The sequence below is a fragment of the Vibrio paracholerae genome (genome assembly GCF_037672085.1).
Lineage (GTDB): Bacteria > Pseudomonadota > Gammaproteobacteria > Enterobacterales > Vibrionaceae > Vibrio > Vibrio cholerae.
This window is the reverse complement of the sequence record NZ_JBBHLM010000002.1, coordinates 1,362,129-1,379,999: the sequence shown is the minus strand read 5'-3', so window position 1 is coordinate 1,379,999 and position 17,871 is coordinate 1,362,129. Positions and strand designations below refer to the sequence as shown.

The following is a 17,871-nucleotide window of genomic DNA, read 5'->3' as shown; positions in this document are numbered from 1 at the left end:
TCTATCGCCTCGCTTTCTATTACGTCGCTTTTTACCTATCACCGCGTTTTCTATTGAACACAGAGAGAGGCTAGTGCCCTTTCAGCGCATCTTTACGTAGACGCCAAGCGGTCAGTACCATAGCCACAACCGCCAACGCACTCATGCCGATGTACACCAAACTAAAACCTTGGGCGAGCACGTCAGGCGTTACTGATGAGGCTTGGCTGCCGTGCTCACTTACCGTGACACTTTGCGGCACACGCAGATAAAACAGCGCAGAACAGAACGCCACCCCAAGCGCACCACCAAGCTCACGGCCAAAGTTAAACAGTGACATGCCAATACCCCGATCACGGGCAGGCAACACACTCTGTACCACTACATTAAGAGAAGGCAGAGTGAAACCAAGCCCAAGGCCGCCAATACCTAGCGAGAGATGAACCCACAAGTCGTAGTGAATCTGCCAGATGGCAACGGCAGCAAGCAGAAAACCGCTCACCACCAGCGCTTTGTATCGCCCTGAGCGAGCCACCCATTTGCCACCAAGATAAGCCCCGGTGGTGATACTGAACATGAAAATCACCATCACGGTGCCACTTTGCGACGGTGAAAAGCCTTTCTGCCACTGCAATTGCAACGGCATATAAACCAAAAGCGCGAACATCAACATTTGTGAGGCCATGATTAGACCAATCGCGGTCAGGTAACTGGGTAAGCGTGCCAAACGCGCAGGCAAAATCGGGTCACTCACCTGTCTTTCCACAAGGATTAACAGCACCAAGCAGAGTAACAGAGCAAAGGCTCCCCACCCCGCAGGCAAAAAGGAGTGTGAGGAAAGCTGAAGCAGCAATAAGGTGGTGGTGAGCATTAAAAGCCCAGCGCCCAGCCAGTCAAATCGGCTGTGGCGTTTTTGGTTAAGGTGTTTGAGATGGCGGTTGACCATATACAGAGCCACCATTCCCAGCGGTAAATTAATGCCAAACACCCAGCGCCAGCTAAGATGGTCAGCAAAATAGCCACCCAGTAAAGGGCCAGCGACACTGGAAACGGCATACACCGCCGAAATATAGCCTTGGTATTTGCCGACTTCACGCGCCGGAATGGAATCGGCAATCACGGTGAACGCCAAAGCAATCAAACCGCCGCCGCCAATTCCCTGCACCACTCGCGCCCCAATCAGGGTTGGTAAGTCAACGGCAAAGGTACACATCGCTGAGCCAACAATAAAAATGCCGATGCTGATATTGAGCATGCGTACACGGCCAAACAGATCGCTCAATTTGCCATACACAGGCAATACGGCTGTGGCGGCGAGTAAGTAGGCGGTGATCACCCAAGTTAAGGCGCTTCCCGCCGAGAGATCTTGCCCAATCAAGGCCAGCGGTGTGGTCACTATGCTTTTTTCTAGTGAACCAAGGGCAATCACTAGCGCAACGCTAGCAAAAATAATTCGCGGATGAGGGGCATTGGCAGCGGGAATAGGATCGGAATGCATGAGCTCTCTTTCAAGATAAAGTCAAAGGGAATGGATTTGCTGTGGCACAAGATAACCAAATCACAGCCATCCGAAAATAGGATAGAATGGGACGCGAAATTGCAAAAATGGGATTAATCATGAAACTTGATGATTTGGCGCTGTTTTTAACCGTGGTGCGTTGCGGCAGTTTTGCGCTAGCTGCGAAACAGAAATCGATGTCCACCAGCACATTGAGCCGCCGTATTCAGCAACTTGAACAAGATACGGGCAGCATTTTGCTGATCCGCAACAGTAAAGAGTTAATACTGACCAAAGAAGGTGAACAGCTATTTCACAGCTACGCCGAGCTGTTTGCTCAAATAGAGCGCAAACAAGAAGAGGTCGAGCAAGCGAAGCGAGATTACCGCGGCGAAATTGCGATAAGTGCCCCCGTGTTACCTCTGCGCCACCAATTAACCCCTTTAGCGCTGGAGTTTGCCGAGCTGCATCCGAATGTCACACTGCGCATGCAAGTTGGCTCAGGGCTCGACTATTTCAGCCAGCGGGATCTGGATATCGCGCTGCGTTTTGGCCCTCAGCCGGAGTCCGACTGGGTAGCGCGTAAACTGGCGCGTAACCCTTCCGTACTCTGTGCCAGCGCTGAGCTTGCCGCCAAACTCAGCACAATAACGCCTGCCTTAGCGCATCCCGATCAGTTAAAAGAGCATCCCCTACTCAGTCTCAACCACAAGCTGCCGTGGATTTTTCATCACCACAGCGTCGCGCAAAAAGTGCAATTTATTCCGACTGCGCGTTTGTGCTCCGACGAATTGGATACGATAGTGCAAGCCACCTTGCAAGGCATGGGCATAGCGCGCTTACCAAGAGGATTAATGGAGCCACTCCTGCGTAGCGGTCAGCTCATCGAGCTGCTCCCAGAGTGGGAAATCGAAGGCGCAGATGTGTATCTACTCCATCCGCAGCGCCGTTTTTTGCCTGAGCGCACTCAAGCCCTGATTGATTACATCATGACGCACTGGTCACGAGTGGCATTCAGTTATTGGCATCAGCCTTAACAGCACCAAGCGACTGTGATGAACGATGACGCCGGCAGCGCTCCGAACAATATTTGACTTGATCCCAACACTGCTGCCATTTTTTACGCCAAGCAAAAGGGCGCTGACAGACAGGACAGATTTTCTGCGCCAAATAGGCTTTTTTATGCGAAGTCACCCTACACCGAGTATCACGTCAGTTATTCAATTTGAAGATATACGAACGTTGCGTCTGATTGGCTCACCGCTTGTCAGGGTTTGGCAATCATAAGAAAGAGAACAAGAAAGAAATAAAGGCAACATACTTTGTTGCCCTGAAACGATGAATGTTGTGTGACAGAATTGAGCGTGGATTAGCGGATCTCTTCACCTGATTCCAAAACGCTCTTACGCACAATGTCAGTAAAGGCTAACGCTTCTTGACGGATTTGCTCTTCATCGACGGTATGGATTTGGCGATCTTGCATCACCAGCTTGCCATCAATAATGGCATGGCGCACATTGCCGCTGTTGGCCGAGTAAACCAGTGCCGAGTAGGGATTGTAAATCGGTACCATGTTGGGAGCCTTGGTATCAATCACAATCATATCGGCAAGCTTGCCTACTTCTAACGATCCTATTTTCTCTTCCATATGCAGCGCTTTAGCCGCGCCCATGGTCGCCATATCGACAACCTTTAAAGGAGGCATTGCCGCACGATCGTGATTGACCAGTTTGTGAACCTTGGCAACTTGGTTGAATTCATCAATGGTACTCAGCGTGTTGCCCGACATCGGGCCATCGGTCCCCAGACCAATGCGTACACCCTGATCGTACATTTTCAGGGCGGGCGAAACGCCTTTCGCCGCTTTAATGTTTGCACTCATGTTGTGGGCAACCCCCATATCCGATGCTTTCACCAGCTCGATATCTTTGTCATCGACCAAAATCATGTGCGCCCCCACCAAGTTGGCGTTCAACGCGCCAATCTGATGCATATACTGCACAGGAGATAAGCCGTTAGCTCGCTCGGCAATTTTCTCTTGCTCACGGTCAGATTCCGCTAGGTGGATCAACACGGGCACTTGCTTCTCTAAAGAGAGCTTAGCGATTTTTTGCAACGTCTCCGTGGTATTGGTATATGGCGCGTGAGGCGCAAACGCAGGCGTAATTCGCGGGTGATTTTTATATTGCTCGATAAAGTTCAGCGCATACTGAATGCCTTCATCGGCATTTTTCGCATCAGCGACCGGAAATTGAATCACGCTTTGGCCTAGCACCGCGCGCATTCCAATCTTGTCTACGGTCTTCGCCACTTCATCTTCAAAGTAGTACATGTCCGCATAAGTAGTAACGCCACCTTTGAGCATCTCAACGTTACCTAAATTGGCACCGATGCGCACCATATCGCGTGATACCAGTTTCGACTCTAGCGGGAAAATATAACGATGCAGCCGATCGGGCACGTCATCCCCCAACGAGCGAAAGACAGTCATCGAAACGTGAGTATGGGTATTAATCAACCCCGGCATCACGATATCACCATCCACATCCAGCACTTGTTTCGCTTGATACTGCTTGGCTAATTCGGCGCCTCCCACCGCAATGATCTTGTTCTCTTTCACCACCACCGTACCATTTTGATACACGGTTTTATCACCATTCATCGTCAGTACCATAGCATCAGTGATCATCAAATCAGCATCAGATTGAGCATGGCTCATGGCAGAGAACAAGCTTAAGCTGGCCATCGCCGCAACGATTAAATTTTGTTTTCGCATTTTCTTTCCTCGGAACAGGCATCAGTGTCGCCGCGATAGTAAGAGAATGCCCCACAAATGCAAACGATTGCTCCGATGTTTGCACGCTTCTGTGATCTCGGCACAGCGATGTAAATAAACGGAGATCAGATGCCCTTCGAAAGAATAAATGCGCCAAATTAATTGATTTGGCGAATGCTTATTCGGCAGTAGATAAAAAGGATCTCAAGCAACAAAGTAGACATGCTTGGTGAGCCCCTCCTCTGACAGAGGAGGGAATCGAGAATAGGAAATGATAAATAGGATCGCGGTTAAAAGACGTGTCGGAGAGACTCAATCCATCTGGTCGATGAACCAGCGCTGAAACTCTTCTAGAGGTAATTGGTATTGTGGCAATTCCTGCATCAATTGTGCGAGGCATGGTTCAAGCGCCGTTTTGTTGTAGGTGAGCCCACTTAAACGCAGCGCCAATTGCTCCATCGGATAAGGGTCCAGCATATCGCTGAAAATCGTGGCTTGCACAATCGTACCGCGCTCAACTTCAAGATACACCTCGACGCCACCCCAGCTAAATCGTTCATCCATGTGGTGAGTAAAAGGTGGCGTTTGTCCGAAGTTCCAATCCCAACTGCTTTGCTGAGCGAATTTTTGCTCAAATCCCGGCAAATCAAAAAACGACTGCGGCGAGATCAACTCAGGCTCAACCTGCTGTTGGTAATGTTCGCAATAGGCTTGCATGATCGCTTCACACACTTGTTGGTGCTCAATATCCGCTTTAACCGTGTTGAGGTTGATGACTCGCGATTTCACCGAGGTTATGCCTTTCGCTTGCAGCTTTTTAAGATCGGGATTGAGGTAATCGGCTAAACGGTTGAGATCGGCACTCAGCAGCAGTGTGCCGTGGTGAAATCCGCGATCCAGCGTTTCACGATAAGCCGAACCGGAAAACTTACGAATACCCTGTTCATCTTCCAGTACCAGATCATTGCGCCCGTTGGCGACCCCATGAATCCCCAACTTTTGCAGCCCCGCCAACACAATCTTGGTTGAGACCTCTTTATCGTACTCCGGTTTACCCGCCATAAAGGTGAAGTTGGTATTGCCCAAATCATGGAAAACTGCCCCGCCCCCAGTCTGACGACGTGCGAGTTTCACTTTGTCCTGCTCCATACGATCCGTTTTGCATTCGCGCCACGGGTTTTGCGCACGACCAATCACGACGGTATCGGCGTTACGCCACAAAAACAGCACACGCTGATCGGCGGGCATAGAACGAAAAATCGTGTCTTCGACGGCAAGGTTAAACCAAGGGTCCGTAGAATCAGAAAGCAGAATGCGAGTCTTAGTCATGGTTGTTGCGTACCAAGCAATAGAAAAGATGCGCCATGTTACGCAATTCTGCGCAGATAGCCAAACGCCTTGCTTTCAATAAATTCGCCATACAAAAAAGCCTTCCGAAGAATGCTTAAGATCATCAGCGAAAACAGACCTGTGCCCAGCGCGCCAGACCCGCCGTAACCGAACCAAAGTAGTTACCACTGACGACAGGCACGTTAGGCAGAGCTTGCTCAACGCCAGCCCGTAAAATCGGTGAACGCGCGCTACCGCCGGTCATAAAGATCACATCCGGCGTCACGCCGCCGAGCGTCACCGCTTCTGTCACCAACTCAATCATTTTGGTCTTGGGCACGTCAATCGCTTCGATCATCGCTTCGCGTTGAATTTCAACTTCTAGCAGTTCGGATAGCACTTTGATTTGCGCAGTCACTCGCGCCGTGTCAGAGAGCGCGATCTTCGCCTCTTCGGCTTTTTTGACAAGGCTGTAACCCAAAGTATCGTGATAGACCGCCAGAAGTCGCGCCAGTTTTTCCGGCTCACGCGCCTCTTTGTGCAGGCGTTTTAAATCGGCCAAATTTTCACGAGAAAAGAATTTGGCTTGCGCACTCACATCGTTAATCGCAATCGGATTCCAAAATTGGGTGATCGGCATGTCTAGCCCGCTTTGCGTTTGACTGCCAAAACCAAAGGGCGTCATCAGGGCTTTGAAAGCGAGATGAATATCGAGATCGTTACCGCCTACGCGCTGACCTGTATGCGCAATCAGACTTTGCGTGCGATCCGCTTTGCCGCGCCATGATGGCCCCATTTGAATAAGTGAGCAGTCGGTAGTACCGCCGCCAATATCCACCACTAACACGGTTTTGTCTTCGGTCAGTGTGGCTTCGTATTCTAGCCCAGCAGCGACAGGCTCAAACTGAAACTCAAGATGACGAAAACCAGCGCGAGTGGCCGCACGGCGCAGAATCTTTTCCGCTTGCTGGTTAGAGTCTTCGCCACCCCGACCATGAAAATTGACCGGGCGACCAATCACCGCATCCTGAATCACTGCATTAGAACGAGCTTCTGCTTGCGCTTTGATATTGGCCATCATGGCGCACACCAGATCTTCAAAAAAGCTCAGTTGAATGTCGTGTAGCCCCATCGCCCCCAAAAAGGATTTAGGCGATTTCACGTAATACACTTCATGGGGATCGGAGAGGTAAAGATCAAGCGCCGCCTGACCAAACACCACATCAGCAAACTGTAAATCGATGCCTTCTTCACGATTAGACGCCACTGAACGACGCAGAAGTTGTTCACCGAGTGCATCCGCAGGGGCAATGTGACGATGGCGAAATAGATGCTCAGATACCGACTCACGCGTGGGCGCAGCAAGTGTCGAAGGAATATAGAGGCTGTCACCTTCAAGTGGGATCAGCACAGGATTGCCATCCTGCATGCTCGCTACCGAGCAGTTGGCCGTACCATAGTCAAATCCAATAAACATCTACCCACTCCTACTCTTAAGCGAAAAAAGGCCGGCGATCCTATCGCAAGCCTTCTCTTATCTCTAGAAGAAATTGTTGTTTCTAGGCAAACCACGCTTGTAATGCGTAATCACTACATAGGAGAAAAATAACCCCCAGTACAAGACTGGGGGTTATAAGAAATGACATCTCACTGTTATCAAAATTGTGCAGTTACTTTAAAGAACAACGTTTCACCACTGCTGTCATCAACACCATCGTTATCCGTTACCGCATAACCCTGGCCACGACTATCGATGGTAAACCCTTCGATTTTATCCACAACATAACCCTTCCCTGCTTTCAGATCTGGTAGAAAATCGTAAGCCAACTTCTTTTTCACCACTGGCAGAGTCTCACCCAATTTAGCTGGTTTGAGATCTCGAAGGTCTATTTGATAAAGACGTTTAATTTTGGCGTTATCCGCTATCTGGTTATCCCGCTCTAAGACATACAGTCTATTGTTATAGGCAGTGATTTCCGATAAACCAACCCAACCTTGCTCTGTATTCTCTAACGGATAGTGCACCGCTCCCCACTGCTTTGTTTGGGTGTCGTAAGCCAACAGTTTTGTCATCGTTTTGCGATCGTCTTTCCAAGGACGCTGAATCGCCACCCAGAGTGTGTCGCCAACCATGGCCACACCTTCTGCCCCGAATCGGGTCTGATGCTCTAACAATTCGGATGAAAATTCAACACTCTGCGTGATTTCACCAGTTGCATCAACATGATAGAGAGCATGAGTGACTTTTTTCTCGGCATCACCTTCGGAGGCGAGCCAAAAACCCCCTTTTCCATCAACCGTAATGCCTTCCAGATCCAGCTTTTTCGCTACCTTACCATTACGTTTTACGGTGATGGCTTGCTCAATCAATGCTGGCTGCCGAGTGGCATCAATAGTAAAAATCGACGGTTGTGCAGAGTAAAAGCTGTCATTTACCGCGTAGAGTTTACCCGCTTGCTTAGGGTCGCTGGTTAAACCAGACAGTGCCCCCCAGCCAATAGGCAAACCTTGAGCATCATTGCCTGAGATAATCTGTGGATATTGAGCCGTGCGTTCCGAGAGCTGGTAGAGCATCACATGTGAACGCGCGCCGCCATCGTCACCTAAATCGGCTTCATTGGCGGTCACCAGCAGTTGGCGCTGTGGAATTGCAATTGCTGACTCTGGAGCAATACCTGATGGTAAAACTTGTACAAATTCTGGTTTGCCGCCCGTATCTTTATACACTCCGACCAGAGAGGCTCGTTCAGCCAACACAAAAATATACTGCTGACCATTAAAAGTCGCGACTTCTAACCCTTCGGGTTCGATGCCTTTTTTATTAGAGCGTTTTTCAGGGTAATGCCCAACACGGATCGCTTGGTGTTCAAACTCGGCACCGCTTTCAAACAATACTTCACCACTTTTACTGAAGATGGTAAATCCACGCGCACCACCTTGGTAATCACCTTCGTTGGCAATCACTAATCGATTATTATCCAACCATTTCACGGCATCGGGTTCACGCAATGCGCTTTTAATTTTCCCATCAAAACGCAGTGCACCATCTTTCTCTGTATCAATCTGGCTCAAATCGACGGAGCCGGCTGAAAAGTGGTTCACAATATTGCCGCTCGCAGCGTCGATGATCACCAAATGATTATTTTCTTGTAACGTCAGAGCTATTTGGTTTTCATCATTGAACGCCACAAACTCAGGCTCAGGATCATCTCCTGCAATTTGCGCTAATCCAGTTAACTCCACTCGCTTAAGGCTTTTACAATCGGGCTTACCTTGTTGATCTGCCGTCAAAATGACTAAAAATCCAGCCGGCATTTGAGGTAGTGCACCATCATTAAAATCTTCATCACGCTCATTTTCGATTGCGACAGCGATATAACGACCATCTTTAGATACCGCGACAGAATCTGGTTGACCACCGAGTTCACACTTGTCGACAATTTTGCGACTCTCGACCGACACGACAGCTAGATGGCCTGAAGGTTGGGTATAACTTTCCGAAGTGTTAACTCCTGCGATAACCCATTTCCCTGATGCTGCTACCGAGGTTGGTTCGCCATTGAGTGGCAGAAAACCTGCAGCTTTGGGGGCTGTTGGGTCTTTAATATCCACAAAACCGATCCCACCCAATGGGCTATCAGAATAAATCACAGTATTTCCATCAGGGGTAGCGGTAATGATCTCAGCCGAAGTACGGTCCTTAACATCCCCTGCAGATGAAATGTTGTTTGCCACGGCAAAACTAGAAATTCGATTGAACGTGTTTGCTGCGCTAGGGAAAGTGAAACAGGCTAATGCCGCAGCTAAAGCACCTAAGCGAAAATGAGGATTAAGCATTTGAAATTCCTTTATATATTAACTGGCACTCACCCTAGTCAAACACTATGACAATTAGGTTGGGAATTGATGTCACTTTTATGATAGTGAAACACAGCCCTAACGATCATCGCATCCTTGAGTGTTTTTCATATGATGCGCAATAAAAAAGCCAGCTGAACATCGGCTGGCTTTTTATGTTCTTTAGAGCAATAAGGCTTACAAGAAGTGGAAAGTCGCGTTGAAAGTCAACGTGCTTGCGTCCGTACTATCCATGGTGTAGTTCATGTAGCTTGCGCCTACCGAGAATGGACCCATGATGAAGTATTCAGCACCGATGCCATACATCACGTCGATGCCATCATCGATTTTGCCACCGTTGATGTCTTTATCCCATGAGTGCAGGCCGCCTTTGGCGTAAACGTGCAGAGGGCCAAAATCTATACTTGGTTTCACCGCAAAGTAAAGTGAAGTCGCTGAAAGCTCTCTGTTTGCGCCAAGGTCAAAATCACCATGATTCACATACCCTGCTTCTAAACCAATGAATGGCAGAATACCTGTACCTGCATGCACCGAATAAGATGTGCTCTTCTTGCCTTCGTAATCCGACTGACCTACTGACGCACCACCATAAAACAGTGAATCCGCCATCGCGGTTGAAGAGGCACCCAGTAATGCCAGAGCAAGTAATGTCTTTTTCATAATTAACCTTCTTAAAATAGTGGGGCAACGTTGACGGCGGCCAGTCGTTGCCACATTGAGTGCAAATTCCGTCATCTCAGCTTGTTAAGCAAAAATTGTACCTAACATGCTTCAATCGCGTTAATAATTCGTTTATCCGAAACCGGATACGGCGTACCCAATTGCTGAGCAAAATAACTCACGCGTAACTCTTCGAGCATCCAGCGGATTTCTCGCACATTATCGGGAATCGCCATCCCTTTCGGGATCTTGTTCAGCAGCTCTTTATACTTGTTGGCTACCGATTCAATTTTCAGCATATGCAGACGATCTTTGTTGGGATCGATCGGCAGTTTTTCCATCCGGCGTTCAATCGCACGCATGTAACGCAGAATGTCCGGCAGACGTTTCCAACCACACTCAGTCGCAAAGCCGCTGAAAATCAGCCCTTCGATTTGTGCTTTGACATCCGAAAGCGCAAAGGCCATCGTGAAATCAACCTTACCTTTCAAACGCTTATTGATGTTGTAAGCGGTGGTCAAAATGGTTTCTACCTGCTTGGCAATCTCAACTACCGTATCGCCAAGCTCAGCACGCACATGCTCTTTGAGCGCTTCAAATGCTTGTGGCTCCCACACCATGCCGCCGCGCTCTTCAATCAGCTTATCAACGCCGCAGGCAATGCAGTCATCAATCAAATCCAGCACCTTGCCATACGGGTTAAAGTACAAACCGAGTTTAGATTTGTTCGGCAGATTGGCGTGCAGATATTTGATTGGTGAGGGGACGTTAAGCAAAATCAAACGACGCTGGCCGGCACGCATCGCGCTAAGCTGCTCTTGCTCGGTTTCAAACAGTTTGATTTCTACGCTGTCTTTCTTATCGACTAACGCCGGATAAGCTCTGACTTCAAAGCCACCACGCTTTTGCTGGTACACTTTCGGTAGCTCACCAAACGACCACGTATGCAGATCGCGCTGCTCAATATCATCATCGGCGACTTGCGAAAGTGTCTCTTGCACTTTCTCTTTCAAGCTCTCTTTCAGCTCATGCAGATCGCAGCTTTCATTGAGCTTGCGATTACGGTGATCCACCGCGCGATAAGTAATTTTTAAATGCGCAGGCAGTTGATCGAGTTTCCAATCTTCACGCAGCACCGTCACACCCGTCATGCGGCGCAGCTCTTTTTCCATTGCATCGAGCAGCGGCATTTCAAACGGTGTTACACGCGCCAAAAAAGCGTCAGCGTAATTGGGGGCTGGCACAAAGTTTTTACGCAGCGTTTTCGGCAGCGATTTAATTAAGCTCACCACCAACTCATGGCGCAAACCGGGAATTTGCCAGTCAAAGCCATGTGGCTCAACTTGGTTTAAGATCGGCAGCGGAATGTGTACCGTCACACCGTCACTGTTCTCGCCCGGCTCAAACTGGTAACTGAGTTTGAGTTTCAGATTGCCTTGATGCCAGAAATTCGGGTAATCCAGATCGGTAATGTGGCTGGCATCGCCTTTGAACAGCATCTCTTTTTCAAAGCTGAGCAGATCCGGCGTTTTACGGCTTGCGGTTTTCCACCACGCATCAAAATGGCGACCAGACACCACTTCGGTGCCGACACGTTGGTCATAGAATTGAAATAGCTCTTCATCATCAACCAGAATATCGCGGCGACGCGATTTGTGTTCTAACTCTTCCACTTCGGCGAGCAGCGCGCGGTTTTGTTTGAAGAAGGCGTGTTTGGTTTCCCAATCCCCTTCAACCAGCGCGCTGCGAATGAAAATTTCGCGGCTGAGCACAGGATCAATCGTGCCATAGTTGACCAAGCGCTTGGGCACAATCGGGATGCCGTACAACATCACTTTTTCATACGCCATTACTGCCGCATTTTTCTTCGACCAATGCGGTTCACTGTAACTGCGCTTGATCAGGTGTTGCGCCAGTGGCTCGATCCAATCCGGTTCGATTTTCGCGACCACGCGCGCCCACAGTTTCGAGGTTTCCACCAGCTCTGCCGACATGACCCATTTCGGCTGCTTTTTAAATAAGCCAGAGGCAGGGAAAATGTTGAAACGTGCGTTACGTGCGCCGTGGTACTCGTTCTTCTCCTGATCTTTCATACCGATGTGCGACAACAAACCGACCAAGATCGCACTGTGCACCGCATGGTAACTGCCCGGCTCATCATTGAGCTTAAAACCCATTTCCCGAGCCGATTGATGCAGTTGGGTGTACACATCCTGCCATTCGCGCACGCGCAAATAGTTGAGGTAATCGAGCTTGCACTGACGGCGGAACTGGTTACTGGTCAACGCTTTTTGCTGCTCGCCGATGTAATGCCACAAGTTCACTAACGTTAGGAAATCGGAATCTTCATGGTTAAAGCGGCGATGTTTCTCATCCGATGCTTGCTGCTTGTCGCTCGGTCTTTCACGCGGATCTTGAATCGACAGCGCGGAAGCAATAATCATCACTTCTTTCAAACAGCCTAATTTCGACGCTTCGAGCACCATGCGTGCCAAACGTGGATCAATCGGCAAACGCGCTAGCTGCTTACCACTTTCGGTGAGGCGTTTTTTCGGGTCTTTGATTTGATCGTTGATAGCCCCCAACTCTTCGAGCAGACGCACACCATCTTGAATGTTGCGTTTATCTGGCGCTTCCACAAAGGGGAAGGCTTCAATATCGCCCAGCCCCAATGCCGTCATCTGCAAGATAACCGAGGCTAAGTTGGTGCGCAGAATCTCGGGATCGGTAAACTCAGGGCGTGACAAGAAATCCTCTTCCGAATAGAGGCGGATACAGGTCCCCTCTTCGGTACGTCCACAGCGGCCTTTACGCTGGTTAGCGCTGGCTTGGGAAATCGGCTCAATCGGCAGACGCTGCACTTTGGTGCGGTAGCTGTAACGGCTGATCCGCGCGGTACCTGGGTCGATAACGTATTTGATGCCCGGAACCGTTAGCGAGGTTTCCGCCACGTTGGTGGCCAGCACAATGCGACGACCCGCATGAGGTTGGAAAATCTTGTTCTGCTCACCGGCTGACAAACGCGCATACAGTGGCACAATTTCCGTATCACGCAGATTTCGCTTTGAGAGTGCATCCGCGGTATCACGAATTTCGCGCTCACCGTTCATGAAGATCAGAATGTCGCCCAGCCCTTCATCGCACAGCTCATCCACCGCTTGGAAAATGCCTTCCAGTTGGTCGCGATCGCTTTCGCTGTCATCATCCCCCGCCAGAGGGCGATAGCGCACTTCCACCGGATAAGTACGGCCTGAAACTTCAATGATTGGCGCATTGCTAAAATGCTTCGAGAAACGCTCAGGGTCGATAGTCGCCGAGGTGATGATGACTTTGAGATCGGGACGACGCGGCAAAAGCTGCTTGAGATAGCCCAAGATAAAATCGATATTGAGACTGCGCTCGTGCGCTTCATCGATAATGATGGTGTCGTACTGGTTGAGGAAACGATCGTTTTGGATCTCCGCCAGCAAGATACCGTCAGTCATCAATTTGATTTGAGTCTGATCCGAGATTTGATCGGTAAAACGCACTTTATAGCCCACAAAGCCGCCGAGTTCGGTTTCCATCTCTTCGGCAATGCGGTTTGCCACTGATCGCGCAGCAAGACGGCGCGGCTGAGTGTGGCCAATCAAACCGTATTTGCCGCGGCCTAATTCTGCGCAAATTTTCGGTAGCTGAGTGGTTTTGCCTGAACCGGTTTCACCAGCCACGATCACCACTTGATGATGAGCAATCGCCTTCGCAATATCATCGCGTTTTTGGCTAACTGGCAGCAGCGCAGGATACTCGATTTTGGGCATCTGCTGTTTACGCTGCTCAACCACCATCATGGATTGCGCAATATCGAGCGCGATTTCGTCAAATACCGCGTTACGTGCCGATTCATTTTTAATTTTACTGGCACCATCAATGCGTTTACTGAAACGAAAACGGTCTTTGATCAGGCACTCTCCGAGCGCCTTTTTTAAACTGGCAGCGCTATTGGCGTTGGGCTGAGCTGCCGAATCGGGTGTGGGCTGTGACGAAGTCAAAGCATTTCCTATTGTTATCTTTCCAAAAAACTGCGCGGATTGTACCACAGAGTTTTAGCAACACGCCCATGATCACACGCTTTAGCCACCTTTACCTGTCTATAGAAACAGCAAATGCAAGCCTAATACTCAAAAGAAGCTTCGTTTTCGGCACGATTGGCCGCTAAAATGAAGATAGAACCTTAAGGAAACGAAGCGATTGTGAAAGCCTCTGAACTGAAAACGATTTTAAACCAGCTCCCCGATGACCTTGACCCTGATGTGGTGATGGGGGAAGTGTGGCTTCCAGAGCGCTTAATTGAAGCGCAGCTTGAGGATGACATGCTGTTTCTCACCTTTGATAATGCGCCGGAAGAAGGGGAAGGCGAAGAGGAAGGCCGAGGTTTTGTCGAGCATGAGATGGAATTGATCCGCTCACAGCTCATGACGATTTTGGCTGAGGACAGCGGCCCCAAAACCAAAGCCGAAGCGCTACTGGCGTTGATTACTCTTGCCCACGAACGCACTAGCTCAGAATTTATCGAAATTTTAGGTGCTATGCTTGAAGAGTGATGCTCAAGGCCACATTGTTTAACCTACGACTCCCAATCTCTAAGGCTTGCCTATGTTTAATGCACTCACCTCCCTGTTTAAGCAGCTTCTTGAAGGCCATGACTTAGCTCAACACTCTGCAACACCGGAGCTGGCCATCGCCTGTCTGCTCAGCGAAGTGGCTGGCGCAGATCAACAAATTTCAGCGCCCGAGCAACAAGCTAAGCTGACACTGTTGCAGCATTTGCTCCAATGTAAGGCTGAGCAAGCCAGCGACTTACTCATGCGCGCAGAGCAAGAAGTCAAACAATCTGCGTCACTGTACGATTTTACTTCCCAGCTACGTAGCCTCTCCCAAACACAACGATTTGAGCTGATCAAAGCGATGTGGGAAGTGGCAAATGCCGATGGCACGATTGATCCGCTTGAAGATGCGGTAATTCGTAAGGCCGCTGAGCTGCTGTATGTCGATCACAGTCAGTTTATTCGCGCCAAACTGATGGCCGCAGACAAACATCAATCACCAGAATAACGCCGCGCGTTATCGGCTCCGACACACTCTCCCTTTGTCTGAAAGACAAAAAGCGCGAAATTCGCGCTTTTGAACTTGGGCTTTCATCTAGGACTTATTGTCTAAAAAGTCGCTAGAGTGGTGGTGTCATTCGCCAATAGAGCATCACAGCGATACAACTTAGAGCATTCACCAGCCAGCAAACGTAAAGAATATCTTCCATCGGTACACTCGGCTTTGTGGACAACCATACAAAAGCCTAGAACAAGATCTGAAACGTTGCATAACAATTAGCTGAACATCACATTACAGCATGGTTAACGCTAACTTTGCCAAGTTGTAGGCATCAACATAGCCTGAATGCTGACGCCCTTCCCATTCAATACCTTGCGATTCCTGAGCCGCGCGATGACCAATGCGTTTATCTTTCAAACGATGCTGAATACGATACAAGGTGGCAAGGTTGAGAAACTCCTGAAATGGCACAGAAAGGCCCTTTTCTCGGCACTCGTTAAGCAAAATGAGGTCATCGCGCCCCCATGAGGCGTAAATTTTATTCGAACCACCGAAGTTTTTGACCATAGACTGGATCACCTCGGCTAAAGGCCGACCCTGCTTTTCGATTTTGCGCGGTGTGATCCCAGTAAGTTCGGCGCAAAACAGCGAGATTTCATCTTTTTCCGGTTTGACAAAGTACTGCGCGCGCTTGACGATTTCTCCCGCCGCGAGATCGATTTCTGCTAGACCAATTTCAATGATTTCACCCGTGGTTCCCACTCCGTTTTCGTTCCAACAACACATTTCTAAATCGAAGCACACGACACGGTTGTAATTCATTCTTGGCTCTTTCTCTGTTACATAAAGTCGAACATCCTACCTGAATTGAAGGCATAATTCGATTCCACCTTGCTGCATTGCTGCGCAATCGATACACGATTTCGACCTTTCGATTTACTGAGATAAAGCTGATCATCAACACTCTGTAAAATCTCCGGCTCACTGTACTCGCAGTTGATGCTCGCCCCAATACTGATGGTTAAGGTTAATGGTGTCTCAGCATTGAGCATCACAGGTTCGGCTTCGACCACTTTACGGATCCGCTCTAGATAAGAGTAAAGCGCTACCTCGTCTGTAATCGGTGACAAGATAGCAAATTCATCACCGCCAAATCGTGCAAAGATATCCGATTCGGCCAGCTCTTTTTTCACCACATCAACCACATGACTTAAAGTGTAATCCCCCGCTAAATGCCCGTAACTGTCGTTGATTTGCTTAAAGCGATCGATATCAAATGAAATCAAGGTAAAGGGTTGTTTGTCATCTAACATCTTGCACAAATACTGACTAAAGAAGTGGCGGTTGTAGATGTGGGTCAAACTGTCATGTTCCACCAAATAACGTAGCTCAGCGGTACGTTCCTCAATCATATCCGTCAGTCGTTGTTTCTCTTCCAACTGCATTCGTACTATGTAGGCGAGTAAAAATGAGATTGTGATTCCGCCAAAGCCTAAACCAAACAAAGTCCATTCTTCACTATGATTAATTGGCTGATGTAGCTGAAAATCCAGAACCCAATCTCGATTCGGTAACACTAATTTTCGTTCTATCTTCAGTCCTTCATCAGCTCGCCACATCGGGCTTTGATAAAGAATAGGACTGTCTTCCGAATCAAATCCGGTATCAATCACGCGCATATCGAGATCTTGTTCCATCACGCTGATCTCCATCAACTTCTCGAAATAAGTTGATAAACGGACAACACCGACCATTACACCAAGTAAGCTGCGATCATCCTCTGCAGAAAACACGGGGTGAAAAACCAGCATGCCATCTTTCGGTACCGATGGACCAATACCATCTTGCAAAAGACGCAGCTTATCAGAAACGTTCGGACGACGATTGCTGACAATATCCGCTAAAATTCGCTTAAAACGCTCACGTTCCGAATAAAAACCTAACAGTTTTCGATTGTAGTGATTAAGCGGATAGACATCGGATAAAACATATTTAGCTTCTATATCTGAGCCAAATCCATACCTTATTTGATCAGCTTCTGGCACTGTAAATAAGGTAAATTCAGGGAAGCGTTTACGCATTTGCTGAATAAAAGCATCGACTTGAGGTGGTTCCACTTTCACCAACCACTGTAAAGCGATGAGACTTTGTGAACCTTTTAATGTCTCTTGTGCAAAAGTATGAAAGCGAAACCAATCATCTGTTGTGCTTGAACGAAAAAAATTAGCCGCAGAGCCAATGTAACGGATATCACTATTGACAAACTGTTGTAATACCATGGTTTGCCTATCGGCAAGTGTTTCCAACACAGTACGATCATGGCGTTGTTCTAATGAATATGCGGTGTAAACCACAAACACGGTCAGAAGCAGAGAAAACGACAGTACCAGCAAGGGCACAATTATGCGCACACGTTTGAGCATCCACCTCTTCCTTATTATGTTATCTATCATGAAAATCATGATGAAGATGTGTGATATATCAATATCCTTACTTCAGTTGGGACACTTGATTCAAGTCATTTTCAGCGTGCTCATTGATAAACCGAGCGCTTACTCACGAAATGCAGGGGTATATGGTGCAAAATCGACCACACTCACTGCTCACAAAGCCACCAATCAAACCTTATCCCAGCCTGTAAATCGGGATTCATCGCTGCCTTTCGCCTTGAATATGGTACTAT

The 17,871-nt window shown here is 48.6% G+C and carries 13 protein-coding genes; 3 read left to right on the top strand and 10 right to left on the bottom strand.

Annotation, left to right across the window (positions count from 1 at the left end):
• Positions 1 to 70 precede the first annotated feature (70 nt).
• On the bottom strand, positions 71 to 1,477 hold the full coding sequence (locus R4537_RS11585) for an MDR family MFS transporter (RefSeq protein WP_071179577.1): 1,407 nt from the start codon (positions 1,475 to 1,477) through the stop codon (positions 71 to 73).
• A gap of 86 nt (positions 1,478 to 1,563) precedes the next feature.
• Between R4537_RS11585 and R4537_RS11580 the strand changes: the two genes are divergently transcribed.
• A complete protein-coding gene (locus tag R4537_RS11580) occupies positions 1,564 to 2,514 on the top strand; it encodes a LysR family transcriptional regulator (protein ID WP_071179576.1) in 951 nt (316 codons plus the stop codon).
• Here the strand turns inward: R4537_RS11580 and R4537_RS11575 are convergent.
• The 7 genes from R4537_RS11575 to hrpA form a co-directional block, all read right to left on the bottom strand.
• A complete protein-coding gene (locus R4537_RS11575; RefSeq protein WP_057554484.1) occupies positions 2,492 to 2,671 on the bottom strand; it encodes a DUF2256 domain-containing protein in 180 nt (59 codons plus the stop codon). The two genes, R4537_RS11580 and R4537_RS11575, sit on opposite strands and share 23 nt — an antisense overlap.
• Positions 2,672 to 2,846: 175 nt before the next feature.
• Entirely contained in the window at positions 2,847 to 4,253 is a 1,407-nt protein-coding gene (locus R4537_RS11570) for an amidohydrolase (protein ID WP_071179575.1), read from the bottom strand.
• 312 nt (positions 4,254 to 4,565) lie between these two features.
• A complete protein-coding gene (locus R4537_RS11565) occupies positions 4,566 to 5,582 on the bottom strand; it encodes a lipoate--protein ligase (RefSeq protein ID WP_071179574.1) in 1,017 nt (338 codons plus the stop codon).
• A gap of 124 nt (positions 5,583 to 5,706) precedes the next feature.
• Positions 5,707 to 7,059: a molecular chaperone gene (yegD, locus tag R4537_RS11560; protein WP_071179573.1), complete on the bottom strand. Its 1,353-nt coding sequence runs from the start codon at positions 7,057 to 7,059 to the stop codon at positions 5,707 to 5,709.
• 179 nt (positions 7,060 to 7,238) lie between these two features.
• On the bottom strand, positions 7,239 to 9,419 hold the full coding sequence (locus tag R4537_RS11555; RefSeq protein ID WP_071179572.1) for an esterase-like activity of phytase family protein: 2,181 nt from the start codon (positions 9,417 to 9,419) through the stop codon (positions 7,239 to 7,241).
• Positions 9,420 to 9,617: 198 nt separating this feature from the next.
• Positions 9,618 to 10,100 carry an outer membrane beta-barrel protein gene (locus tag R4537_RS11550; RefSeq protein ID WP_071179571.1) on the bottom strand — a complete coding sequence of 161 codons (483 nt, stop codon included), beginning with the start codon at positions 10,098 to 10,100 and terminating at the stop codon, positions 9,618 to 9,620.
• Between the two features lie 101 nt (positions 10,101 to 10,201).
• Positions 10,202 to 14,131, bottom strand: coding sequence for an ATP-dependent RNA helicase HrpA (gene hrpA, locus R4537_RS11545; RefSeq protein ID WP_071179570.1), 3,930 nt, complete (start codon positions 14,129 to 14,131; stop codon positions 10,202 to 10,204).
• Between the two features lie 201 nt (positions 14,132 to 14,332).
• On the opposite strand from hrpA, the gene R4537_RS11540 reads away from it, so the two are divergent.
• Both R4537_RS11540 and R4537_RS11535 read left to right on the top strand, forming a co-directional pair.
• Complete coding sequence (locus R4537_RS11540) at positions 14,333 to 14,683, top strand: VC1380 family protein (RefSeq protein WP_000647619.1); 351 nt, start codon at positions 14,333 to 14,335, stop codon at positions 14,681 to 14,683.
• A 52-nt stretch (positions 14,684 to 14,735) separates the two neighbouring features.
• Positions 14,736 to 15,194 carry a tellurite resistance TerB family protein gene (locus R4537_RS11535; protein WP_071179568.1) on the top strand — a complete coding sequence of 153 codons (459 nt, stop codon included), beginning with the start codon at positions 14,736 to 14,738 and terminating at the stop codon, positions 15,192 to 15,194.
• A 285-nt stretch (positions 15,195 to 15,479) separates the two neighbouring features.
• On the opposite strand, the gene R4537_RS11530 is transcribed toward R4537_RS11535, so the two are convergent.
• Together R4537_RS11530 and R4537_RS11525 are read right to left on the bottom strand one after the other, a co-directional pair.
• Complete coding sequence (locus R4537_RS11530; RefSeq protein ID WP_001108807.1) at positions 15,480 to 16,010, bottom strand: 3'-5' exonuclease; 531 nt, start codon at positions 16,008 to 16,010, stop codon at positions 15,480 to 15,482.
• A 17-nt stretch (positions 16,011 to 16,027) separates the two neighbouring features.
• Positions 16,028 to 17,611 carry a sensor domain-containing diguanylate cyclase gene (locus tag R4537_RS11525; RefSeq protein ID WP_071179567.1) on the bottom strand — a complete coding sequence of 528 codons (1,584 nt, stop codon included), beginning with the start codon at positions 17,609 to 17,611 and terminating at the stop codon, positions 16,028 to 16,030.
• Positions 17,612 to 17,871 lie beyond the last annotated feature (260 nt).